Source organism: Dyadobacter sp. UC 10, assembly GCF_008369915.1.
In the GTDB taxonomy this organism is placed as follows: domain Bacteria; phylum Bacteroidota; class Bacteroidia; order Cytophagales; family Spirosomataceae; genus Dyadobacter.
The window spans coordinates 2396158-2420194 of sequence record NZ_VSRN01000001.1; the positions used below are offsets into that span (position 1 = coordinate 2396158).

The following is a 24037-nucleotide window of genomic DNA, read 5'->3' on the forward strand; positions in this document are numbered from 1 at the left end:
CGGAGAAGTTCAAAAATAGAACTTTCGATATTAACAATATACCTTTGCAAGGTAAAAACGAGTTTTGGTTAAAAACTATTTTTCAGCAACGCGATTAATGAATAGCAATAATAATCCGATTAAACTGGATTCCATTGAAGATGCCATCGAGGCTATAAAAAGAGGAGAACTGATCATTGTAGTGGATGATGAGGACCGTGAAAATGAGGGCGATTTTATATGTGCTGCCGAGCTGGTAACCCCGGAAATCGTCAATTTCATGGCCCGCGAAGGCCGCGGATTGATTTGCGTGCCCATCACAGAAGAAAGATGCGGCGAGCTTGAGCTGGAAATGATGGTTGGCACTAATACCGCCCTTCACGAAACCGCATTCACTGTTTCAGTCGACCTTTTGGGCAATGGATGCACGACCGGAATCTCGGCAAGTGACCGCGCTAAAACAATCCAGGCACTTGTTGACCCCAACACCAAACCGGAAGACCTGGGTCGCCCCGGCCACATTTTTCCGTTGAAAGCAAAAAAAGGCGGGGTACTGCGCAGAACAGGGCATACCGAGGCAGCGATCGACTTTCCACGTTTGGCAGGCTTATCGCCAGCCGGAGTTTTAGTAGAGATATTGAACGAAGATGGTTCGATGGCGCGACTTCCCCAGCTGCGGGAAATCGCAAACCGCTTCAATCTGAAATTGGTCAGTATTAAAGATCTGATTGAATACCGTTTGCGCGAAGAGTCACTTATCAAACGCGAAATCGGTGTTGATATGCCTACGAATTGGGGACATTTCGATCTGATTGCATTCCGTCAGATCAATACCGGCGATTTGCATCTGGCATTGGTGAAAGGTACCTGGGAAAAAGACGAGCCGGTTTTGGTACGCGTGCATTCCTCCTGTGTCACCGGTGATATTTTCGGTTCGTGCCGCTGCGACTGTGGCCCGCAACTACACGCCGCAATGGATATGGTCGATAAAGCCGGAAAGGGTGTTATCGTATATATGAACCAGGAAGGTCGAGGTATTGGCTTGTTAAATAAACTGAGGGCCTACAAATTGCAGGAAATGGGCCGCGATACGGTGGAAGCAAACCTCGAACTGGGCTTTCCTATGGACGACCGTGATTACGGCGTTGGTGCACAAATCCTGCGCGATTTAGAAGTATCCAAGATCCGTCTGATCACGAACAACCCTAAAAAACGCGCAGGCCTCATTGGTTATGGTCTTGAAATTGTGGATTCAGTAGCAGTAGAAATACCTTCCAATCCTTACAATGAGAAATATCTGCTTACCAAAAGAGATAAAATGGGGCATAATTTAAGTAACCTCACAATGCCCGTTGACGAAGCATGATAGTCAGGATTGCTGAAACAGAAGAAGATATTCTCTTATGCAGGAGCGCCATCCAGGCGCTCCGCCCCTCGCTGACGGACGAGCTTTACCCGGAAGCAATGAGGCTGACCTTACAGGATAATCGTCAGCTGATCTTCATTGAAGCCGAGAATGAAGCGGCCGCTGTTGCCGTCTTCGAAACCGGATACAATCTCTTCAGAGGAAAGTATATTTACATTGATGACCTGTCGACGTTATCTGCACACCGCGGAAAAGGGTATGCAGGTATTTTGCTGGACTGGATCTTAGCTTTGGCGGTCAGAGAAAAATTCGACCAGGTACATCTCGACTCGGGCGTCAACGAAGCCAGAACAGATGCGCACAGGCTTTATCTCAATAAAAGATTTCAGGTAACCAGCCTTCATTTCGTAGCCAAGGTTTGATTTTTGAAGCAAAGCAATCCCGACAATTAACTGCGGACAATATTTAACCAATGAACATTAATCAGATATTTGAAGCATTCGATTCCCTGCGTGTATTGGTGATCGGCGATGTTATGCTGGACTCATACGTCTGGGGAAAAGTAGACAGAATATCCCCGGAAGCCCCGGTCCCGGTCGTTACGGTTCAAAAAAGAGAATATCGCCTCGGCGGCGCTGGCAATGTATTGCTTAATGTACAATCACTAGGCGCAGAAGCTATTATTTGCTCTGTGATCGGTTCGGACAGTTCAGGTGATTTGCTTGAAAACAGTTTAAAGGAAAAAGGTCTGAATTGCGAAGGTTTGATCCGCAGCGAGGCTCGGATCACGACGATCAAGGAAAGGATCATCGCCGGCTCTCAGCAGGTTGTCCGCATTGATACTGAGACGGATAAGCCTATTTCCAAAGACGAAACCAAAATGCTGGTTGAGAAAGCAAAGGAGCTTGTTCCGTCCTGCCAGGTTGTGATTTTTGAAGATTATGATAAAGGTGTATTAACCCCTGAATCGATCTCAGAGATCACTGCATTTGCGAATTCTCATCAAATTCCAACAGTAGTTGACCCCAAAAAGCGGAACTTCCTTTCGTATCAGCACACCACACTTTTTAAACCAAACCTCAAGGAGCTCAGAGAAGGGTTGAAAGTTGAATTTAATGTGGACAAACCTGAAGAACTGCGCGCGGCAGTGGAACAATTGAAAGAAGCGCTTCAAGTTAAAGGTGCCTTGATTACACTTTCGGAACGCGGTGTTTTTATTGATCTGAATGAAGAAACCCACCATTTGCCAGCACACATTCGGCAGATTGCAGATGTTTCGGGCGCGGGTGACACGGTGATCAGCATTGCGGCTTGTTGTGTTGCATTGAATTTGCCTGCCAAAACGATCGCGGCCGTTTCTAATCTGGGAGGCGGACTGGTTTGTGAAATGGTAGGAGTTGTACCAATCGACAAAAACCTGCTGAAAAACGAGGCTGTAAAATTACATCTCTAAATAGCTAACTAAATAATTACCAGTTAATACCAGCCTGCCCAAGCCCCATCTTCTTGATAAACTTAGAGGACAGGCTCGACCGGCTCGTAATGTAGCGTACACTTGCGCCAATATATGGAGTGGTGGCCGGCGTATAGGATGTCAGGTTTTCCCTTGCACTGTTAAATGTCCTGAGCTGGCGAAATGTGGTCACGCCTGCTTCCAGGGAAATATTGATCGCAGTAAAAAGGTGGGCATTGGCCGACACACCAATTTTGATTTGCCTGTAATTCTCTCTTCTTAAAGTCTTTTCTTCCGGCGTCTGGAACTGAAATCCACCACTGTAACCGTTTAACCCGGCGAACATATCCACATTGAACCATTTGGTGGCCTTATAGTTTACATTCGCAACAAATGGCAGCAGCGCCGATGCGCGCCAGTGTTTACCCAAACCTTTATTTATCCCAAAAACCGGCACAAAACGCAGTTTTTGGTTATAAGCAATTACAGAACCGTAGGCGATCTGGGTTCGTAATCCCAGAATATGCATGCGCGCCGCGCCTCCCCAGAAAAAAGGTTGCGGGCTGAAAAACGTTTCATTTGTTTCGGTCATCCCCAATCCGCCGCCATAAGCCCAAAGGCGGTCCTTAATGCTCGCCTGCAAACGGATTATGCCGAGCGACAACGTTTTGTACCCATTTCCGGGATCATTTACACCGTCAATTTTAGGCTGGATCTGCGTGTATTGTGCAATCGCGACGGTGTGTACGGCCCTTAAATCAAACTTTTTACGCAAGCTGAATCCGAGCTGCACCTCGCTTTGGAGGGGAATGATTCCAAGAAAGCCAGTACGTGAATAGCCGTAATCCCGCGTTCCGTCCAGGCTGGAAGGCACATTGTAGTCAGCCTTCAGAGTAAGATTAGGATAAAATAGCCGGCTTAAGGCAAAATGTTGCGCATTGGCAGCATTTATTATCAGGAATAAAATACAGGCCAGAAGGTTCCGGGGATTTAGCATAGGGAAAAATCAGGGGGTGCGGTAATCTGGCAGATAACGTGAAAGTGAAATGGGGTATTGTGTTTTAGCTTGTAGCAGGCTAATTTGTCCTGGTTTCTAATGCGTCTCACCTACCGACATATCAGCAAAAGCCATGATGAAATTGCCTTCCCTTCACCACATAACAGACCAGCTTACTCACACTGTAAAACGATTTCCGTGGGTAGTGACAGTGGCCATTTGTAAAGCCGCCGTCCTTTGGAGACATATTGAATCTGCGGGCAATGAGGAGGAAGTGAATTTGATGACCAGGCTCGCTTACCCGCTTTTCCTTGCCACGCCGCTCATGATGGCCATTCAGCTGATTTCAGAACGAAAACAATGGAGGGCGCCTTTTATAATTGGCACAAACCTGCTTGCTTTTGCGATCCTTACCTTCTACTTTTTCACACTCCCTACCGAGCCTGCTTCGGGTGATTTTTACAGATTTATGTTATTCATGGTCGCGTCGCACCTTTTTGTTGCATTTGCTCCATTTTTAGGTTCGGGTAAAATAAATGGTTTCTGGCAGTTCAATAAAACACTTTTTCTCCAATCCCTGAATGCAACCCTCTATGCCGTTACGCTGTATATCGGGCTCCTTATTGCGGTAAAGACGGTTGAATATCTGTTTAATATCACATACCTCATCAAAATCGAGGGCGATCTGTTTGTGTTGATTGCGGTAGTATTTCATACGCTTTTCTTTCTCAGCAAAATTCCGCCAAAGCTCGTTGAGCTGGACGAAGAAACGAGCTATCCTGCGGGTCTTAAAATCTTTACGCAATACGTACTACTCCCGCTGGAAGTGGTGTACATGGTGATTTTGTATGCTTATACCTTCAAGATCATTTTCCAATGGAAACTGCCCGACGGTGGTGTAGCATACCTCGTCATGGCATTTTCTATTGCGGGCATTCTCGCATTGCTATTGTTACATCCTTTGAGGGAATATGCCAAAGAAAAATGGGTCCGGCTGTTCAGCAAAAGGTTCTACCTCGCATTACTGCCGCTTATCGCGCTGCTTTTCATAGGTATTTTCAGGAGGATAAATGACTATGGCATTACCGAAAACAGATATATAATCGCAGTGCTGGCGGTCTGGCTTGCGGTTACTACCCTTTATTTTCTAACCAGCAAGCTGGCAGATATCAGGTGGATTCCTGTGTCACTTTCTGCGATTGCTTTGTTGCTGGCAATTGGCCCGTGGAACATTTTTGTGGTCGCCAGAAATAGCCAGATCCGTACTTTCGAACAAATCCTGACCGGGAACAAGCTGCTCGATGCAAAGGGACAAATTTCAGGAAAGGTGTCGGTTCGCTCCCAGGATTACAGGCAGCTGGAATCAATCATTCAGTTTTTTCGATCGCGAAAGATGACAGGCCTCGAACCATACTTTGCCGGGCTTCCAGCCAGGAAACAGGATACATTTGCCCATTACAATCAGATGGAGCAAATATTGGGCGATCACATTATCAATAAACCTTCAGAATTAGGGATAAATAACAATTACGTCAATTATTCGTCCCGGGCAATCATAAAAGACAGTTCGTCTGTACCAGTTCAGAATTTCAATCATATGAAATTTATCCAGATTAATCTAACCACTCAGGTGAATGCGGCCCCCTACGCTCTGAAGACCTCGGGTCACGGACGTTTCATCGATATTTATAAAGATGAAAAAAAGGTCACTACACTCGATTTAGCTAGTATGATCCGCAAGCTCAAATCCGAGTATGGAATCTATTCCGATCAAATTCCGCAAAACTCACTTATGATAACCTATAAAACTAGTTCCGAGGATATAGCCATCGTTTTCTCAAACATCAACCGAGGCGGTGACTCTTATTATGGCGAGGCGGTATTACTTTATAAGTAGCAGCTCACGCAGGTAACAAAAAATCAGTAGAATCGATAGTACATAATTCTTCATGACATGTAAGGTTGTTAGTCCTAACATAACCAAAATACATGATGAACGTGACACTGCTTTTGCTAATGATCTGTATATCTACCGTGGCCTATTCGCAGGAAAGCGGGCAGACTTTTGCGGAGAAACTGGGTTATCCCAAAGGGAAAAAGGTATTGATCATTCACGTGGATGATGTGGGAATGTCGTACGAATCCAATCAGGGCGCTATTCGTGCCATCCGGGAGGGGGTTGCCAATTCACTGAGCGTGATGATGCCTTGCGGCTGGGTACCTGGTTTTGTTAATTATTGGAAAGAAAATAAGGACCTCGACGCGGGGCTGCACCTGACACTCACTTCTGAATGGAAAGACTATCGCTGGGGACCTTTGGCCGGAAAACAACAGGTGAAGGGTTTGACAGACTCCCAGGGCGCATTGTGGCCCAGCGTTGCCGATGTCGTGAAAAATGCCTCTCCCGATGAAGTAGAGCAGGAAATCCGCGCCCAGCTCGATCGCGCGCGCGCAATGGGTTTTGAACCTACGCATTTGGATTCACATATGGGTACCTTGTTCGCTACGCCGGAGTTTATGGAAAGGTATCTGAAAGTGGGAATGCAGGAAAAGATACCGGTTATGTTTCCAGGCGGCCATAATACCGCCATTAAAGCCGAGGAGAAAATGATCGCCGATCAATTTGAAATGACACAGAAAATTGGAAAGCAACTCTGGAATGCAGGCTTACCAGTGCTCGATGACCTTGAAAACAGCAGCTATGGTTGGAAAGGGCCGGCAAACGGCGATAAATCTGATAAAGCCATGCAGCAATATAAAACAGCTAAGTACATCGAGGCTTTTGGCAAATTAAAGCCGGGACTAACGATGGTAATTATGCATTGTACCATTCACACTGAAGTATTCCCCAAGATATCGGATTCCTGGCCGACCAGAGAAGGTGACTTCCTTGCCATGATCGATCCCGACCTGAAAAAGTATATTGAAAAAGAAGGGATTATCCTCACTACCTGGCGGGAGGCTATGCAGCGTCGGCAGAAAGTGAAATAGAGATTGGCCATTTTTTAACTGGCAATCTCTATTTCCGCATAAACTATTTTGTAGAAATCTTCCGGAAGAAACGGTTTTACCAGGTAATCGCTAAAACCATTTGCCAGCGCACGTTCGCGCTCATCTTCAAATGCGGAGGCTGTGAGCGCCACAATCGGAATATTTGCGTTGCGCTCGCGGATCAGTCTGGTCGCCTCAAAGCCGCCCATTACCGGCATTCTCAGGTCCATAAAGATCAGGTTGTAAGTCGTGGCGAGATACATTTCAACAGCCTCTTCGCCGTTTGAAGCAATATCGAAAGGTATACCTTTTCTCTCAAGCAGCCGGGTAGCGAGCATCAGGTTGGTTGCGTTGTCGTCAACCAGCAATATCCTTGCATTAGACGAAAATGTGGGTACCGTATTCTTTTCGGCCGGTTTTTGCGGTGAAGCTGCGATTAGTGAGTAGGGCAGCTCAATTTGAAAAGAGAAAACAGATCCTTTCCCTATTTCGCTGGTCAGTTTCAGCTCGCCTCCAAACAGCCGCACCAGTTCCCTGGATATGGCCAGCCCTAACCCGGTACCTCCGTCCTGTCGTTTGACATGGCTTCTTACCTGGGTAAATATTTCAAAAACACGTTTCTGCTGTTCCTCCGAAATGCCTATCCCACTGTCGGAAACAGCAAATTCTAGACGGATTAATTCGTCAGTTCTGCCCAATTCGGCGACAGTAAATTTCACAAAACCCTCATCCGTAAATTTAACGGCATTGTGCACCAGATTTGTGATGATCTGATTAAGCCTTACCTGGTCTGTACACACCAGCGGAAGCGGGCTGGAATGTTCAAAAAGCAGTTCCAGATTCTTCTCCCTAGCCCTCGGCAAAAAGCTGTTATATACATTTTTGAACAGCTCTACCAGATCGAAATTGATGGGATTCAATTTCACATGATTGGAATTAATTTTGTTGAAGTCGAGAATATCATTCACCACTGCCATCAAATGCGTTGACGAAAACTTCAGTGTTTCGATCAACTCCTTTTCTTCTTCGCTACTCGACTTATTTTCCTGCAATAAATGCACAATTCCCACAATCCCGTTCAGGGGCGTTCGTATCTCGTGGCTCATCGTCGACAGGAATTCCGACTTGGCGAGCGTCGCGTTCTCCGCTATTTCCTTCTGCCTTTCCAGTTTTTCGTTTTGCTCGACTAAGGTATAGCGGTAATAAAATTCACGTTTATTCCTCTTTTCGGTAAAGTACATGACGAAGGGAAACAGCAATTGGCCTAAAAAGAAAAATAACCCTCCCTGGGCCATAAACTGATAGAAATATTCAGGATGTCCAATGTACAGAGCAGCCGGAAAAAGCAGGAACACCAACACTGTTGCGAGTAATGCTTCCCCGCCAGGCCACCTCAGCACGATGAACGAAAAGATAAGGCCGAGTGTCATATTGATCGTCGCCCGATCATATGAAGTATGCGGCACAGTCGCCAAAATGTAGGCGTGAACCGGAATCAAGGCAAAGTAAACGAGAAAAGATGCCCGCTGAGAGGTGATATATCCACGATAATGCAGGAAAAGAAATACCAGGCTGATCGCACTGAAAAGGAGCTCCGCTTTCAGGACAACCGGCGCCGCAGGATCATTTCTCAGAAAATAGAGAAGCGCTGTTGCCGGATAACCAAGCAGGTAAGCGAAACAAAATGTCAGATTACCATATCTTGACTTTATTTCTCTTTCCCCTTTCCACAAGTTGTTGAAATCAACTGTGTAATTAGCACTATTCAAGAATCAAATTTTTAAACGTTGGGTACATATGACAGTAAAAGCTCCTGCCTGACTACATTTCAAATTTACGTAAATCATTAAAAAAAATAGGGCACTCAACTAAATGAATACCCTATGATTTTTATCAGAAAATACTTTCCGTTACAAGTCTATCGCTTCGCCGTAAGCCGCCTCAGTCGCACCTTTAACTGCCTCCGACATAGTTGGGTGCGGGTGAACCGATTTCAGTATTTCGTGGGAAGTAGTTTCCAGCTGACGGGCAACTACTACCTCGGCGATCATTTCAGTTACATTGGTCCCGATCATGTGAGCGCCCAGGAATTCGCCGTATTTCGCGTCGAAAATGACTTTTACAAAACCATCAGTTGCTCCGGCAGCGGTTGCTTTTCCGGAAGCTTTGAATGGAAACTTACCAACTTTGATATCGTAACCGGCTTCACGCGCTTTCTTTTCGGTAAAACCTACGGAAGCGATTTCTGGCTGGCAATACGTACATCCCGGGATATTACCGTAGTCAAGTGCCTCTGTTTTGTGCCCTGCAATTTTCTCTGCGCAAATGATCCCTTCGGCAGTAGCAACGTGTGCCAGTGCAGGACCAGGCGTACAGTCGCCGATCGCGTAAAATCCTGGAACGCTGGTTTCGTACCACTCATTTACCGTAATCTTTCCTTTGTCTGTTTTGATTCCGGCTTCTTCCAAACCGATGTTTTCAAGATTTGCAACGATCCCGGCTGCTGAAAGCACAACATCCACTTCGAAAGACTTCTGTCCGTCCGGAGTTTTAACCGAAACAACACAACCCTTTCCGCTGGTGTCAACTTTCTCAACTGTAGAGTTCACATATGTATCAACGCCCAACTTCTTGTACTGTTTCGCGATCTCTTTTGAAATATCCTCATCTTCAACCGGCACCAGGTTCGGCAGGAATTCAACAACGGTAACTTTCGTGCCCATTGATGCATACACATAAGCAAATTCCATTCCGATCGCGCCGGAACCTACTACCAGCAGCGATGCAGGTTGTTTTTCAAGGCTCATTGCCTTGCGGTATTCAATTACTTTTTGTCCGTCTATTTTAATATTCGGCAACTCGCGGGCGCGGGCGCCTGTTGCGATGATCACTCCTTTTGCGGCTGTGTAATCTGTTTTTTTGCCGTCCTTATCTGTTACCTCAACCGTTTTCTGGCCTTTCACTTTACCGGCGCCCATGATGACGTCGATCTTGTTCTTTTTCATCAGGAAAGAAACGCCTTTGCTCATGGAGTCGGCCACGCCGCGGCTGCGTTTGATCACTCCTGCGAAGTCGGCAGAAGATTCACTTACATTGATACCGTAGTCTTTGGCATGCTTAATATATTCAAATACCTGCGCACTTTTCAGTAGTGCTTTGGTTGGAATGCAACCCCAGTTAAGGCAGATTCCCCCTAAACTTTCTTTTTCAACAATTGCTACTTTAAGTCCTAATTGGGAAGCACGAATGGCTGCGGGATAACCCCCGGGGCCGCTACCAATTACAATCACATCATATGTTTGAGCCATTTTCTGGTATTTTTATATTACAAAATGGGTTGAAAAAATTTTGCTGCAAAGGTAATAAATATTGTTAGGGATTGGCGTTTTGGGTTCCGGTCATTTATCGTCATTTGTGGTCATTTATTGTTTTTTGGTACGAAATCTAACGGTTGGCTGTTACTTATGGAAGTTTCCACGTCTATAGTAGAAACTCCGATAATCTATGAAATTAGAAGACTTACAGATTTATCAGTTGAGTATGGAATTATCAGACAAGATTTGGACTGCGGTGCAAGAATGGAGCATATTTAGCAAGGAAACTGTCGGAAAACAGCTTGTTCGTGCAGCGGACTCCATAGGAGCTAATATCGCCGAAGGTTTTGGCAGATATCACTTTAAGGAAAATCTGAACTTTTGCTTTTACTCCAGAGGTTCTTTATATGAAACTAAAACCTGGCTAACAAAAGCACAAAATCGAAATCTTATAGACCCAGAAAAATCCAGGTATTTAATTAATCTTTGTGACACGTTAGCCTTAAAACTTAATAATTACATCAAGACAATAGGCAAAACAAACATATCATCCGGCAGCCACCAAAACAATAAATGACAATAAATGACTACCAGTGACCATCTTGACATTAGTAGCATTTTCTTTTTTTCAACTTAAAACTCAAACTTCAAATGACAGCAGAGCAATTGAAAGACTTGAAGGCCCGTGTAGAGGCTTTGGGGAGGTATCTTTGACTACGATAACCGAAAAAGACAGCTAGAAGACCTTGAACAGCAGACTGTTCAACCGGAGTTCTGGAACGATTCAGAACGGGCCGAAAAAACAATGCGGGAAATCCGCGGACTGAAATTCTGGACAAATGGTTACGAGGAACTTGCCCGGTTAAGGGACGATCTGGATACCATTTGGGAATTTTATGATGCCAACGAAGCTACCGAAGAAGAGGTAGACGAAGAAGGCAAAAAGCTCTCTGACAAACTGGAAGAAATCGAATTCCGGAAAATGATGGGAGAAGAAGGCGACGAGCTTCCTGCGGTCATCGAGATCAACGCCGGTGCCGGTGGTACCGAATCCCAGGACTGGGCTTCCATGCTGATGCGCATGTATATTATGTGGGCTGAAAAGAATGGATACAAAGTCAGGGAGGTCGATTTGCAGGATGGAGATGTGGCCGGTGTGAAGTCGGTAACACTGGAAGTAGATGGTGAATACGCTTATGGTAACCTGAAATCTGAAAATGGTGTACACAGGCTGGTTCGCATTTCACCTTTTGATTCGAATGCAAGGCGACACACTTCTTTCACCTCGGTTTATGTCTATCCGCTAGCCGATGATAATATCGAGATCGACGTGAACCTGGCGGATATTACATGGGACACTTATCGTTCGGGCGGCGCTGGCGGACAGAATGTGAATAAGGTGGAGACAGCAGTTCGTCTGCATCACAAACCTTCGGGCATTATCATCGCTTGCCAGCAGGAACGTTCCCAGTTGATGAACAAAGAGGTTGCGATCAGGCTTTTGAAATCGCGGCTTTATCAGATCGAGCTGGAAAAACGTAACTCTGCACGGGCAGAAGTGGAGGCTTCCAAACGCAAAATCGAATGGGGCTCGCAGATTCGCAGCTACGTCCTGGACGACCGTCGCGTGAAAGACCACAGAACGGATCACCAGACTTCCAATACAGACGCAGTTCTGAACGGTGAGATCAATGACTTTATCAAAGCCTATTTGATGGAATCTTAAGAGAATGAAAAACCTCCAACCGACGCAGGATAACGCAGGTTGGAGGTTTTACTGTTTTTTGTTAATTTACTCTGAAATAGCGGAGAATATGACAGGTATTAGATATATCACCAACGAAAAAGGTCAAAAAACCGATCTCATCATTAATTTGAAGGAGCATGGCGAAATCGTCGAAGATTTACTGGATGCCCTGACCGCGGAAGAAAGAAGAGGAGAGGATACAATTCCCTTCGAAGAGCTCATCAACCAGTTGAAATCAGAGGGAAAGATCAATGATTGAGTGTTATCAAATCATTGTCTCAAAAAGTGCGCAAAAGGAAATCCGTAAACTCCACAAACCGGATTTAGAAAAAGTCCTGTCTGCGATTCAATCCTTATCTGAAAATCCTCGTCCGTTCGGATATAAAAAACTAGTAGCTTCCAAAAACATCAACCGAATCAGAATAGGCGATTATCGTGTCCTTTATTTGATCGAAGATACGATCCGTATCGTTGAAATCTCTGCGGTAAAGCATCGTCGGGAAGCTTATGAATAGTGTTCGTCAAAAGCCTTTGCACCATTACAAACTCGGCAGCGGCCCGCGCATTCTTCTCGCATTTCACGGCATTGGTCAGGATGCATCGACCTGCTTTCAGGCACTGGAAAATACACTAGGCCTCCACTACACCATTTTTGCAATCGATCTTTTCTTTCACGGTAAAAGCGCTGGGGCGAATCGGGAAATTGTCAGCAAAACATATTGGAAATCAATTCTGAGTGATTTTTTGCTAAAAAATAACATTGCAGATTTCGATATCATGGGGTTCAGTATGGGCGGGAGATTTGCGCTGGCAACGCTCGAAGCATTTCCGGAAAAAATTGAGCATGCATACCTGGTCGCTCCTGACGGAATCTCGGAGAATCCACTTTACACACTCGCAACCAGAAACGCAGCCGGCCGCGCGCTATTCCGCTGGACTATGCAGAAACCTGCATTCTTTTTCAAAACAATTCAACTTTTAACGAAAGCCGGCATCGTCCAAAGCAGTCTCGTAAGATTTACCGAAAATGTCCTTAACACGCCTGAAAAGCGGGGCACCATTTTAAAATCCTGGGTTGCATTTCGCGACCTGCGATTTGATATTGCTCAAATAACGCATTTGGCTAAAACAAACAACATCCGGATTTTTCTGATCACAGGCGAATTTGACAAGCTGTTAGAGCAAAGTGCGGTAAGTCCGCTGGCCAGGCTTCTTCCTGAAAGTCAGAACATCCAATTAAAAAGCGGTCACACGCAATTGGTTGCCAAAGCCGGCGTGTGGATTTGTACATTATTTGAGTAACTTGTCGCATACCATTTTATATGTATGGAGCAGGTTTTACCCAAAAATGATACCAACTGGCGATTAAAAGCGATCATCGGCGGCTCCGCCGGAAATTTGGTGGAATGGTACGACTGGTACGCTTACTCCGCTTTCTCTCTCTATTTCGCAAGCGCATTTTTTCCTGATTCCAATCCCACCGTTCAGCTTATCAACACTGCGGGGATTTTTGCGGTAGGGTTTCTGATGCGCCCGATCGGTGGTTATATATTCGGAAAGCTCGCAGATACCAAGGGTCGAAAAGTGGCGATGACGCTATCGGTTTTGCTGATGTCATTTGGCTCACTACTAATAGCGTTCCTTCCCGGTTACAATAGCATTGGCATTGCAGCACCTGTTATGTTGCTGGTTGCGAGACTCCTTCAGGGATTGAGTGTAGGAGGTGAATATGGCACCTCGGCAACTTACCTGAGCGAAGTTGCAACTGAAAAGCGCCGTGGCTTTTATTCCAGTTTTCAGTATGTGACATTGATCGGCGGGCAACTCATTGCGCTGGGGCTGCAATTGATTTTACAAAATATCTTCCTGACAGATAAGCAAATGCACGATTGGGGTTGGCGTTTACCATTCATTTTTGGTGCATTACTGTCACTGGTTGCTCTTTACCTGCGCGCCCATTTGAATGAAACACAAGCATTTAAGGCAAAAGACCAGGAAGTAAAGAAAAAAGGATCACTTACAGAACTGCTCAAACATCCGAAAGCGATTTTGACCGTAGTCGGACTTACGATGGGTGGCACGCTGGCCTTTTATACCTACACTACTTATATGCAGAAGTTTCTGGTAAACACTGTCGGACTTTCCAAGTATCAGTCGACCATGCTTACTTTTTGCTCACTATTTATATTCGCAATGCTGCAACCGGTTTTTGGAGCGATCAGTGACAGGATTGGCCGAAAACCCTTACTAATATCTTTTGGAGTTCTGGGAACATTATTCACTTATCCTCTCTTAAATACGCTCAGTCACACTACTAGCATGTGGTCTGCATTCGGCTTGCTAATGGTCGCATTAATAATCGTGAGCGGCTACACTTCCATCAATGCCGTCGTAAAGGCAGAGCTTTTTCCGGTGGAAGTTCGTGCTCTGGGCGTGGGCCTTCCTTACTCTGTTACAGTTGCTATTTTTGGCGGCACTGCCGAGTACTTTGCTCTTTGGGCCAAAAACCTGGGTCATGAAAGTTACTATTACTGGTACGTGACCATCTGCATTTTTGCCTCCCTGATTATATACGTGCGTATGAAAGATACCAAGAAAACCTCTCTGATCGAGCACGAATAATCTTGGAATAAATAAATTATCTCTTGACAAAATCCATTCGGTTCGGTAACTTTAAAGACACTAAATCTTTTATTGTTATGAACGTGATGGATCGAATCGAGCATTGGGGCGATACGCATCATCCTGCCTGGATGGACATTGTTCGTATTGCTTTGGGAGTATTTCTGTTTGTCAAGGGTATCAGCTTTATCAGCGATACAACGCAGCTTTCCCGTCTTGTGACCGGGCTGGATTTTCACCTGTACACCGTGACCGCCGTGCATTATGTGGCGTTTGCCCACATTTTCGGGGGTTTCATGATCGCAATGGGATGCCTCACTCGGTTCGCTTCGATCATACAAATCCCTATTCTGCTCACGGCAGTATTCTTCGTCAATATCCGGATGGGCTTTTCTTATCTGAATTCGGAACTCTGGCTATCACTCATTACACTGATCGTCGTAGTTACTTTTGCAATCATCGGATCCGGTAAATATTCGATGGACGAGTACATGAAGAACCACAATAACTAGATCAGTTCGGGTGCGGTTTTGTATAAATATTTCCGCTTGTATTCCAGGGGCGTCATGTCCGTGACTTTCTTGAAATGCCGGTAAAAGTTGGAAACATTATTGAAACCGCATTCGAAACAAATTACTTCAGTCGCCAGCTTATCTTCGATTAGCAACCTGCAGGCCTGGCTGATTCTTATTTCTACCAAAAAATCATTATAGGTTTTCTTCGTCATTAATTTAAAATACCTGCAAAACGAAGTGATACCCAGATTGGCAATAGCCGCCACATCCTGCAGTGAAATGTCGCTCCGGTAGTTGGAGAGCGTATAAGCATATATCTTATTAAGTCTCAACGTTTCCGAGTCATTCGATTTGTAAAATGCATGTGCCGAGGCAATCGTTTCGTACTCCGCAGTTTCTGCCAGGATTTTAAGAATAGAAAGCAGCGCAATCAGCCGATCAAGGTTCTGGGCTTCCACTGCTGCCAGCATAAGTGGCACAATTCGTTCTTTGGCAGCTCCTGTTATCAAGAGTCCGCGTTTCGCTTTTTCAAATAGCTTCGGAATCTGATACGCCTCCGGGAGAAGCAGGAAATCCCCTCCCAGGCAGTTTGGAAGAAAATGGATGATAATCACTTCAATGGCCGTATTGCTTGCGCCCTCTTCCACCCGCCACGTGTGCGGCAGGTTTTCACCCAGCAAAATCAACTCCCCGTCCGTAAAATTACTAATGCTATCACCTATAAAACGTACCCCCTTACCTTTGACGAGGAAGTGCAGTTCCAATTCGGGGTGGTAATGCCAGACCGTTCCGAAGCCAGAGTCTTTTTCGTGGCGAATACTGAATGAAGTTCGCGACGGTATCGGAACTTTGTGGAAATGAGGTTTCATTTTAAATCGTCTATTGACAGGGTTTAGGTCTCGCTGCCATACTCAATTTAAAAGAAAAATTTTCGCTTATCTATCCAATTTTAACGTACAAAAATTGGTAAAATACTATCAAATCAAGCAAATCGTCAATATGAACGCATAATATGCGCCTACCGGGTTGACATCACATGCATTTTGTCCAGGTATTGTTGCCTTGCCACCGGATCCTGGTACTTTCTCATCTGTACAAAGATTTGGTTTTTCAGACTCGCGAAAAGATAGGACTGAAAGTCATCCTTTGTTTCCAGATCACACCTCTCTTCCCATATTTTGTCAAAAACGTTTCTGATCACCAATTCCGCTTCCTGTTCGTCTTTCAAAACCACGGCACATAGTTTGAAGGCCGGAATGTGAAAATATCCGCAAAGTTGCGAGAATGCAGCTTTATCTCCTTCGGTAATCCGATGTAAAATCTGTCGGTTCGGGAATTCCATAAGTAGGGTTTCTTGGTGTGTATGTTTGTCCTTTATTTCAGCTGGGTCAGCAGGCTACCCTTCAGTATATCTCTGATTCCCAGCTCGCTTTGCAAATTTTCTACATCTTCCAGTAGCTGATCGGCGCGTTCCTTGATATTCTGCGTGAGCGCATCCACTTCTCTTCTTGTATAGGTAGAGATCGGGAAGCCTCTCTTTTGCAGACAGTATTTGGCGATTGTAGGATAGGCTGTGTGGACAATTTCCATTGAATCCACAAAGAATGCCTGCACCCTGTCAACATCTGCCTTGCGTTCCGGATTATTATAATTTTCACAAATCCACACAACAAGTTCGGGATAGATATTACCCTGTATACACGACAATCCTGCGGCTCCTGCGTTCAGCGAGGCCACCGCATTTACCATGTAAGCGTCGTACAGCCCAAATTCATTCCCACTCGTTACGTCAATTCGCTTTGTTACCTCCTGTATGTCAAGGCAGGTGTCTTTATGATAAACCACCCGTCCCGTTTGTACAAGCTCCGCCAGTAAATCACTATCAATCAAACGCTTATATGGCACCGGACACTCGTAGAATCCCAGGGGCACATTTTCAGTGAGTGCAATCAGTTTTTTGGCCTGAGAAGCGAAAACCGTATCCGGCTCATTTTCGTCAGCCAGCAATCCTGTAATTACAATAACGGCATCGACGCCGGTAGCGTATATACGTTTTACGTATGCCGCTTGCTCCTCAACGGGACCTCCAAATGTTCCCGTCGCTACCACCGGCACTCTCCCCCCAACCTGCTGCACCACCGTGGACGTAACTTCCAGCCTTTCCGTTTCACTCAGCTCAAACATCTCACTTGACAAGCAATTCGCAAAAAGACCTGCTGCACCAGCCTCGAGGTACATGTCGGTCAGCACTTTCAACCCTTCGAAATCAACTTTTCCTGATTCGAGAAATGGCGTGAGCATTACGGGAATAAATCCTTTGGGAAGTGAAGAGGAGGGTTTTGTCGTCATCATGGTATTTAGGCTTTTGAAAATATAATTGTGTTGAGTAAAAAATGCAGGTAAAACAAATGGATGGTAATGGTCTGCTAATTGTCAAACACCATCTCTTTTTCAATGGACGTTGGTTTTCTGAATTTGGTAAGCAGCAACCCTACCAGGAAGATTGTCAGCGTACCCACGACCATGATCATATTCTGATGCAGCGGGTTGCGCAGAAACGCATATTCTTCGGGCAGCTGATTTGAAAATGTCATCCAGATAATCACAGCAATACCGATCAGCGTCGCCGTCAAAGCCTCTGCGTTTTTGGTCTGTCTTGAAATAATCCCGAGCAAAAACAAGCCAAGCATTCCCCCCGCAAAAATCCCCGAAAGCATCCACCAAACGTCCAGAACACTTTTCACACCGATCATCGCAATCCCGGTGACCATTCCCAGCAGACCAAAAACAGTAGTCGCGATGTACAGCAAGCGAAGCGATTCTTTGGGAGAAAGATCAGATTTAATGTATTTCTGATAAATATCTACGGAAAAAACCGTCGCGGAAGCATTCATTCCCGAGCTTATTGTACTCATCGCCGCCGACATGATCGCCGCAATAATAAGTCCCAGCAGCCCGACAGGCACTTTGGTGACCATGAAGTGCGGCATTACCTTATCTCCATAATCTGCGGGCGTTAATGTGGCGGCAAGGCTGTTTATCGCAGCTTGTGTGCCACCCGGCAGCCGCTCGGTCGCTACCTGCATTTTGATTGCTTCCAGCAATGCAGGCTCACTTTGATAATAGGCGTACAAGCAGGAACCCAGGAAGAAGAATATCAATGAAACCGGCAAGTACAAATAAACGCACAGCCAGACAGAGCCTGCTGCCTCTTTTACTGAAGTTGTGGTATGGTAACGCTGCACATAATTCTGGTCCATTCCAAAATTGTTCAGGTTCATAAAGAAACCGTACAGCAACACAACCCAAAATGACGATTGAGTAAAATCAGGTGCAAAGCTGCCCAGACTAAACTTACCCTCGGCACTTCCAACGGCCATGATTTTGGATAAACCGCCGTCCATTCCGTCCACCACCAGATATAATATCACCAATGCTCCGATCGTCTTAATAACCCCCTGCACAACCTCCGTCCAGATAACCGCCTCCATGCCGCCCATAACAGTGTACAGTACAATGCAAATCCCAACTACGATCATGATCGTCGACATTTCGTAGCCGGTTAGCGCTTGCAGGCTTAATGCAATACCAAAAAATATAGACCCCATGCGGGCGAGTTGCGTCAAAAGAAAACAAACAACTGCATAGGTTCTAGCCCACGCTCCGAAGCGGTGTTCTAAATGCGTATAAGCGGAGACTGCACCAGTACTTCTGTAAAAAGGAATGAAAAATCTGGTGGCTACCCACGCCGCCAGCGGCATTGACAAACTAAAAACAAATGAATTCCAATTGCTTCCGAAAGCCTTGCCAGGAACGCCCAAAAAGGTATTACTGCTAAGAAACGTAGCATAAATGCTGATCCCGATCGCCCAGCCGGGAATGCTTCCCGATGCTTTGGTAAACTGATCAGCGGTAGTGTTTTTTCTGGAAAAATAAATGCCCACACCCACCATCCCTGCCAGATAGGCTATCACGATAAAAAGATCAAGGAAAGGTAAGGATTTCATTCTAAATTTGGATCAAGTAGAACTTTACCACAAAGAAACAGGATGAAGTCAATGATTTTATATGGTTTCGTACCGTATTATTGTACGATCTTACCAAAGTAGCTACTTGTAACCGAAAGTTGTGATTTGTTACTCTGCTATTTTCTTTTCCTGAAAGAAATAGCCGATGCCGATCGTGGATACAATAATCAGAACGATCAGCACGATCTTCGTCGCCAGGCCCTCATTGGGATGCTCCAGCAGATATCGGATATCCTGCGCTTCTTTACCCGCCCATACAGCCAGGACTGTTCTCGGGATCATCCCCAAAGTACCCCCGGCGAGTACCTGCTTGAATCTTGCACCGGCCATCGCAAAAAACAGATTAGTAATCGCGAACGGAAGTACAGGTGACAGTTTGGCAAAGAATATCAACCGCAATTCATTTTTATAAAACCGGCTCAACATGGTCCCTACCTGCGGATAAACCTGGATCAGATGGTGCCTGATCGAAGTAGCGTGCAGGTAATTAGCGGAGACATAAATAATCGCAATTGCCCCGAGGTTCATCCCGAAAAGCATCGGCAACGAACTCCAGCCCAGAAAATAACCATAAACCAGCGCTACGAAAGTGGGAGGCGTCAGTGCGAGGGATGAAGCAAGAGTCAGGATAACAGTAATCCCCAACCACCATTCAAATGGCAGGGTGCGCAGCAATTTTTCGTGATTAATAGCCCACGCAGTGATGATTGAGGTGGTCAAAAGCGGGATGACCGTCATCAGAACGCTGATAACTACTGGTAATGAAAACCGTTTTGGTGTAGACTTTTCCAACACTGATATATTGCTTAATATGCTGCCCCGCTATTCAGATAACCACTTGTTTGAGGAAAAGGTTTTTCGGTTTCTTACCTTTACAGTCTTTTTTTAGTGCCACCAATGCACCGCAACGGTGGCCGCAAATTGACACGAATAGCAAATTTGAATTGGTGCCTGTTCAGGTATCCCTCGCAAAACATATCAACAAATGAAATTCGGAACCAAAGCAATACACGCAGGCGTAGCGCCCGATCCTTCCACCGGCGCTATTATGACGCCTATCTACCAAACTTCCACCTACGTACAGGAAAGTCCGGGCAAGCACAAGGGTTATGAGTATTCAAGAACCCACAATCCTACGAGGACCGCATTACAAAATGCACTTGCCGCCCTGGAAAACGGAACGTCCGGGATTTGCTTTGCTTCCGGAATGGCGGCGACAGACGCAGTACTCCGGCTGTTCCGGCCCGGAGACGAGATAATTGTCACCAACGACATTTACGGTGGCACGTACCGGATTATGAAGCGTATCTACGAGGGTTATGGCCTTATTTTCAATTTTGTAGACATGTCAGATCCCGCCAATGTCATCAAAGCACTGACGGACAAAACGAAAATGGTTTGGGTTGAAACACCTACCAATCCACTGCTTAAAATAATCGATATTGAGCAAATAGCAGGAATCTGCAAAGCCAGCGGCATTATCTGTGCCGTTGATAATACTTTTGCCTCTCCCTACCTGCAAAACCCGCTGGATATGGGCGCGGCTATCGTGATGCATTCGGTTACGAAATACCTGGGAGGACACTCGGACACCGTAATGGGCGCGCTGGTAACGAAAGACCCTGAATTGGTGAAACAGCTGGCGTTCATACAAAATGCAGCAGGTGCCGTTCCAGGTCCTCAGGATTGTTTCCTGGTTTTAAGAGGACTAAAAACGCTGCACATCCGAATGCAAAGGCACTGTGAAAATGCCTCCACGATCGCGAAATGGCTGGCCGCACATCCCAGGGTTGCGACCGTTTACTATCCCGGATTACTCTCCCACCCCGGGCACGACCTGGCTAAAAGGCAAATGAAGGATTTCGGAGGAATGCTTTCATTCGAATTAAAAGGGGATATCTATCAGGAAGCGGTAACCACGATGGAACGTTTAAAGATCTTTTCCCTGGGCGAATCGCTGGGGGGAGTTGAGTCGCTTTGCACGCACCCGGCGAGTATGACACACGCGAGCATTCCAAAACCCGAAAGAGAAAAGGTCGGCCTGAAAGATACGCTGATCCGTTTGAGCGTGGGTATTGAAGACGTGGAAGATCTGATCGGCGATTTAAAGCAGGCGATCGGCTAGTTCCCTGCTTGGCATTGCATGGCAAAAATCTTACTTTTGAAATCGCATTTTTGAAACTCTAAAAATCAAAACTATAAATGGAATTAACAGGAACAGTGATCGCCCTGCTGCCTGAGGTGACCGGGCAAGGCAAAAACGGAATGTGGCGTAAACAGGAATTTATTCTTGAAATACCATCTCAGTACCCTAAAAAAGTCTGCATTTCGCTTTGGGGCGACAAAATTGATCAGGCTGATTTGCAGGTGAACGATTCGGTTACTGCTTCAATTGATGTTGAAAGCCGTGAATACAATTCGCGCTGGTATACCGAAGTGAAAGCCTGGAAAGTAGATAAAAGCGGCGGGCCTGCATCTGCGGGAAACAGCCCGTTACCACCGGTAACCACTTTTAGTGAAGAGGATTCCGACGACCTGCCATTTTAATAAGAACTGATTACCAAAAGCCGGCGAGTATCACAATTCTTGCCGGCTTTGCCATTTAATTGGATTGATACGCCATCGACATGGTGAATTTATCGATCATTTCCTGCGGATGAACTTCCAAAATCCTGGCAAGTACCAGCACTACCAATGTATTTGAAGCGATTTTACGCGGGATGCCGGCTACTGTTGCAAACAGATCGACAGTTACCGACTGTTTTTCATCCAGCAGCTTCATCAATTTCTGCTCTTTATCTCCGTACTGAAAACGAATATCCCGTTCTCCCCTGCCGCGGCGCATAATTTCCTTCATTTCGCGGCTGGCTTGCAAGGATTTGTCTTCAACACGGATGTAAGCCTGCCGCCCGCCCGAATCGTCGACCACGTAGTGCGGCTTGTCAATGCTTCTCGGGATGGTCAGCACCAGCACGTCGCGATCGGCGCTCACGGGAACGCGCTCTTTTTTATAGCTGATTTTGGGGAAAATGTATCTGTCGATCGCGCGGCTCAACGTGTATTCATCTTCTTCGGCATCTTTCAGACCCTTGATGGTCTTATCGTCACCAACTCCGACAAACAACTTGCCGCCGCCACTATTGGCAAAGGCTACTACTTCGCGGACAATCTTCTCGGGATGACTGGATTTCAGTTTGAATTCCGCATGCTCACCCTCTCCTTTCTTTACCAGTTCTTTTAACAATCGAAGCTCCATTAGTAGAATGGATTGATATCTGTTTTGACAAATTCCTCTTCGGTTATATCCTCGTCTCCCTCTATTAACGCTAACAATTTACATTCGTTTCGTCAGATTAAAAAAATATTCAGGACGAGTTTCGTAAAAATGCGGGCTCTATTCAACAAAAAAACGACACCTTTTCAGTGCCGTTTTTCTTAGTATTCATCTTCGTTAAAAAAGAAATCATCTTTGGTGGGATAGTCGGGCCAAATCTCCTCAATGCTTTCATAAGGCTGACCATCATCTTCAAGCTCCTGAAGGTTTTCAACTACTTCTAACGGAGCGCCTGTTCTGATTGCAAAGTCAATTAGCTCGTCTTTGGTAGCTGGCCAGGGAGCATCTTCAAGGTACGATGCGAGTTCGAGAGTCCAGTACATAATATTTTCGCCTATTAATAGTTACTTTACTTTTTTGCAAAAGTAAAAAATTTGACATCTTTTAAAAGCTTAAAGCGAAAAAAAACAAAAATAATTGCTCGCGTAAAAATAATATTTTGTTTTTCAATTTAAAATACTGACAATCAGTCGATTATTACCTCATCTGGCAAGTAATGTTTCGGCTGAGATACCCAGCCCTCTATGCAGCTTCGTATCATTTCTAGGGTTAAGGGCCTTTTCCTATTTAATACCTCCGATACCCGGCTCGCGCTGCCAAAATAGCTGATCAGGTCTTTCCTCTTTAGTCCCCGCTCCTCTAATCTCAATTTAATTGCTTCAACAGGGTCAGGTGAGTTCTATTGGATAATGCTTCAATTCAGATTTGATCTGCTCAATTGTTTTCATAACGTTCAAATGTTCTTGATGTCATTAATCCGATCATATTCTTTGTGCGTACCTATGAATCTGATGTAAGAATTTACATTGAGCTATGCGAAGGTTCAATATTGAGAACTACCTTGACTCTTGCAAATTCTTCATTCTGTTCTTCCCCGGCAACACGCATTCAAAACCTTTTTGTAATTTTCCTCATCATTATAAATATCGAATTATGACCATTGAAGTTTGTGCCTACTCGCTCGAATCCTGCATTAATGCCCAGGCGGGAGGAGCCGGCCGGATAGAATTGTGCGGCGGACTAGGCGAAGGCGGTACCACTCCCAGCGCCGGTCTCATTGAAATCGTTAAACAACATATTGATATCCCCGTTTACGTCATGATCCGGCCCCGGGGAGGCGACTTCGTATATGATTTCTTTGAAGAGGAAATCATGAGAAAGGATATCGATCTTGCGAAAAAACTGGGTGCAAATGGCGTGGTTCTCGGCATTCTTACCGCCGACGGACAAGTGGACGTCGCACGTACCAAAGCGTTGGTAGCATATGCAGCCCCCATGAAGGTAACCTTCCACCGGGCATTTGATCTCACGCCCGATCCGCACAAGGCGCTTAAAGAAGTCATTGAAACAGGTGCCGAGCGGATATTGACATCAGGCCAACAATCGTCTGCTCCTCAGGGCATTGAGCTACTGAGAAGCCTTTCCAAAGCTGCAAACGGCGCGATTGAAATCATGGCAGGCGGGGGCGTGAATGCCGGTAATGCCGCCGAACTCAAAGCGGCCGGCGTGCATGCCCTTCACCTTACTGCCAAAGCATTCCGCCCCGGCCGCCAGAAGTATTTCCCTGAAAATATCTCAATGGCCGGCGAATCTCCCGACGAGCGCTCGGTGATGTATAGTGACCTGGGATTGATAGAAGCTATTGTTCAAGTAGTTTCATGATTTAATGCCTTTATTTTCAAATGCATCCC

At 45.6% G+C, this 24037-nt stretch carries 25 protein-coding genes; 15 read left to right on the forward strand and 10 right to left on the reverse strand.

The features are described 5' to 3' along the window. Window positions 1-97 precede the first annotated feature (97 nt). The 3 genes from FXO21_RS09820 to FXO21_RS09830 are packed head-to-tail and all read left to right on the forward strand — an operon-like array spanning window position 98 to window position 2798. Window positions 98-1345 carry a bifunctional 3,4-dihydroxy-2-butanone-4-phosphate synthase/GTP cyclohydrolase II gene (locus FXO21_RS09820; protein ID WP_149639920.1) on the forward strand — a complete coding sequence of 416 codons (1248 nt, stop codon included), beginning with the start codon at window positions 98-100 and terminating at the stop codon, window positions 1343-1345. Continuing rightward, entirely contained in the window at window positions 1342-1767 is a 426-nt protein-coding gene (locus tag FXO21_RS09825; RefSeq protein WP_149639921.1) for a GNAT family N-acetyltransferase, read from the forward strand. The genes FXO21_RS09820 and FXO21_RS09825 overlap by 4 nt, the downstream gene beginning before the upstream one ends. 50 nt (window positions 1768-1817) lie before the next feature. Beyond that, window positions 1818-2798 carry a bifunctional heptose 7-phosphate kinase/heptose 1-phosphate adenyltransferase gene (locus FXO21_RS09830; protein ID WP_149639922.1) on the forward strand — a complete coding sequence of 327 codons (981 nt, stop codon included), beginning with the start codon at window positions 1818-1820 and terminating at the stop codon, window positions 2796-2798. A 16-nt stretch (window positions 2799-2814) separates the two neighbouring features. On the opposite strand, the gene FXO21_RS09835 is transcribed toward FXO21_RS09830, so the two are convergent. Next, window positions 2815-3795 carry a hypothetical protein gene (locus tag FXO21_RS09835; protein WP_149639923.1) on the reverse strand — a complete coding sequence of 327 codons (981 nt, stop codon included), beginning with the start codon at window positions 3793-3795 and terminating at the stop codon, window positions 2815-2817. 133 nt (window positions 3796-3928) lie between these two features. Between FXO21_RS09835 and FXO21_RS09840 the strand changes: the two genes are divergently transcribed. Further along, on the forward strand, window positions 3929-5692 hold the full coding sequence (locus tag FXO21_RS09840) for a DUF4153 domain-containing protein (RefSeq protein WP_149639924.1): 1764 nt from the start codon (window positions 3929-3931) through the stop codon (window positions 5690-5692). Between the two features lie 95 nt (window positions 5693-5787). Beyond that, window positions 5788-6786, forward strand: a complete 999-nt coding sequence (locus tag FXO21_RS09845; RefSeq protein ID WP_149643439.1) for a polysaccharide deacetylase family protein — start codon at window positions 5788-5790, stop codon at window positions 6784-6786. Between the two features lie 14 nt (window positions 6787-6800). On the opposite strand, the gene FXO21_RS09850 is transcribed toward FXO21_RS09845, so the two are convergent. Continuing rightward, window positions 6801-8555 (reverse strand): ATP-binding protein, encoded by a 1755-nt coding sequence (locus FXO21_RS09850; protein ID WP_149639925.1) that lies wholly within the window; start codon window positions 8553-8555, stop codon window positions 6801-6803. Between the two features lie 141 nt (window positions 8556-8696). Then, window positions 8697-10094: a dihydrolipoyl dehydrogenase gene (lpdA, locus tag FXO21_RS09855; RefSeq protein ID WP_149639926.1), complete on the reverse strand. Its 1398-nt coding sequence runs from the start codon at window positions 10092-10094 to the stop codon at window positions 8697-8699. A 196-nt stretch (window positions 10095-10290) separates the two neighbouring features. Here lpdA and FXO21_RS09860 point away from each other — a divergent pair, with 196 nt between their 5' ends. The 7 genes from FXO21_RS09860 (at window position 10291) to FXO21_RS09890 (ending at window position 14981) form a co-directional block, all read left to right on the forward strand. Beyond that, entirely contained in the window at window positions 10291-10677 is a 387-nt protein-coding gene (locus tag FXO21_RS09860) for a four helix bundle protein (RefSeq protein WP_149639927.1), read from the forward strand. A gap of 74 nt (window positions 10678-10751) precedes the next feature. After that, window positions 10752-11826 (forward strand): peptide chain release factor 2 gene (gene prfB, locus FXO21_RS09865; protein ID WP_149639928.1). Its coding sequence is split into 2 segments (ribosomal slippage): window positions 10752-10811 and window positions 10813-11826, totalling 1074 coding nucleotides; the frame shifts between segments, so codons are not numbered across the junction. Between the two features lie 88 nt (window positions 11827-11914). Next, window positions 11915-12106 (forward strand): hypothetical protein, encoded by a 192-nt coding sequence (locus FXO21_RS09870; RefSeq protein WP_149639929.1) that lies wholly within the window; start codon window positions 11915-11917, stop codon window positions 12104-12106. Further along, on the forward strand, window positions 12099-12362 hold the full coding sequence (locus FXO21_RS09875; protein ID WP_149639930.1) for a type II toxin-antitoxin system RelE family toxin: 264 nt from the start codon (window positions 12099-12101) through the stop codon (window positions 12360-12362). Before FXO21_RS09870 ends, FXO21_RS09875 begins: the two co-directional genes overlap by 8 nt. Then, complete coding sequence (locus FXO21_RS09880; RefSeq protein ID WP_149639931.1) at window positions 12355-13149, forward strand: alpha/beta fold hydrolase; 795 nt, start codon at window positions 12355-12357, stop codon at window positions 13147-13149. The genes FXO21_RS09875 and FXO21_RS09880 overlap by 8 nt, the downstream gene beginning before the upstream one ends. A 24-nt stretch (window positions 13150-13173) precedes the next feature. Further along, entirely contained in the window at window positions 13174-14469 is a 1296-nt protein-coding gene (locus FXO21_RS09885) for an MFS transporter (RefSeq protein ID WP_149639932.1), read from the forward strand. Window positions 14470-14546: 77 nt separating this feature from the next. Further along, on the forward strand, window positions 14547-14981 hold the full coding sequence (locus FXO21_RS09890; RefSeq protein WP_149639933.1) for a DoxX family protein: 435 nt from the start codon (window positions 14547-14549) through the stop codon (window positions 14979-14981). Here FXO21_RS09890 and FXO21_RS09895 read toward each other — a convergent pair. From FXO21_RS09895 to FXO21_RS09915, 5 genes are all read right to left on the reverse strand, one after another. Then, the gene (locus tag FXO21_RS09895; RefSeq protein WP_149639934.1) at window positions 14978-15853 is read right to left on the reverse strand and encodes an AraC family transcriptional regulator; all 876 of its coding nucleotides are present in this window, start codon (window positions 15851-15853) and stop codon (window positions 14978-14980) included. The two genes, FXO21_RS09890 and FXO21_RS09895, sit on opposite strands and share 4 nt — an antisense overlap. A gap of 149 nt (window positions 15854-16002) precedes the next feature. Next, a complete protein-coding gene (locus FXO21_RS09900) occupies window positions 16003-16326 on the reverse strand; it encodes an RNA polymerase sigma factor (RefSeq protein WP_149639935.1) in 324 nt (107 codons plus the stop codon). 32 nt (window positions 16327-16358) lie between these two features. Continuing rightward, window positions 16359-17333, reverse strand: a complete 975-nt coding sequence (locus FXO21_RS09905; protein ID WP_149643440.1) for a dihydrodipicolinate synthase family protein — start codon at window positions 17331-17333, stop codon at window positions 16359-16361. 77 nt (window positions 17334-17410) lie between these two features. Continuing rightward, on the reverse strand, window positions 17411-18991 hold the full coding sequence (locus tag FXO21_RS09910) for a sodium:solute symporter (protein WP_149639936.1): 1581 nt from the start codon (window positions 18989-18991) through the stop codon (window positions 17411-17413). A 129-nt stretch (window positions 18992-19120) separates the two neighbouring features. Further along, the gene (locus FXO21_RS09915) at window positions 19121-19804 is read right to left on the reverse strand and encodes a VTT domain-containing protein (protein WP_225865638.1); all 684 of its coding nucleotides are present in this window, start codon (window positions 19802-19804) and stop codon (window positions 19121-19123) included. Between the two features lie 193 nt (window positions 19805-19997). On the opposite strand from FXO21_RS09915, the gene FXO21_RS09920 reads away from it, so the two are divergent. Both FXO21_RS09920 and FXO21_RS09925 read left to right on the forward strand, forming a co-directional pair. Beyond that, complete coding sequence (locus FXO21_RS09920) at window positions 19998-21137, forward strand: cystathionine gamma-synthase (protein ID WP_149639937.1); 1140 nt, start codon at window positions 19998-20000, stop codon at window positions 21135-21137. 77 nt (window positions 21138-21214) lie between these two features. Then, window positions 21215-21559, forward strand: coding sequence for a DUF3127 domain-containing protein (locus tag FXO21_RS09925; RefSeq protein ID WP_149639938.1), 345 nt, complete (start codon window positions 21215-21217; stop codon window positions 21557-21559). A gap of 55 nt (window positions 21560-21614) precedes the next feature. Here FXO21_RS09925 and FXO21_RS09930 read toward each other — a convergent pair whose 3' ends face one another. Both FXO21_RS09930 and FXO21_RS09935 read right to left on the reverse strand, forming a co-directional pair. Continuing rightward, on the reverse strand, window positions 21615-22268 hold the full coding sequence (locus FXO21_RS09930; protein WP_149639939.1) for an AlbA family DNA-binding domain-containing protein: 654 nt from the start codon (window positions 22266-22268) through the stop codon (window positions 21615-21617). A gap of 179 nt (window positions 22269-22447) precedes the next feature. Continuing rightward, complete coding sequence (locus FXO21_RS09935; RefSeq protein ID WP_013927448.1) at window positions 22448-22669, reverse strand: DUF2795 domain-containing protein; 222 nt, start codon at window positions 22667-22669, stop codon at window positions 22448-22450. 610 nt (window positions 22670-23279) lie between these two features. Between FXO21_RS09935 and FXO21_RS09950 the strand changes: the two genes are divergently transcribed. Then, window positions 23280-24008, forward strand: coding sequence for a copper homeostasis protein CutC (locus tag FXO21_RS09950; RefSeq protein WP_149639940.1), 729 nt, complete (start codon window positions 23280-23282; stop codon window positions 24006-24008). The last annotated feature ends 29 nt before the right edge of the window (window positions 24009-24037 follow it).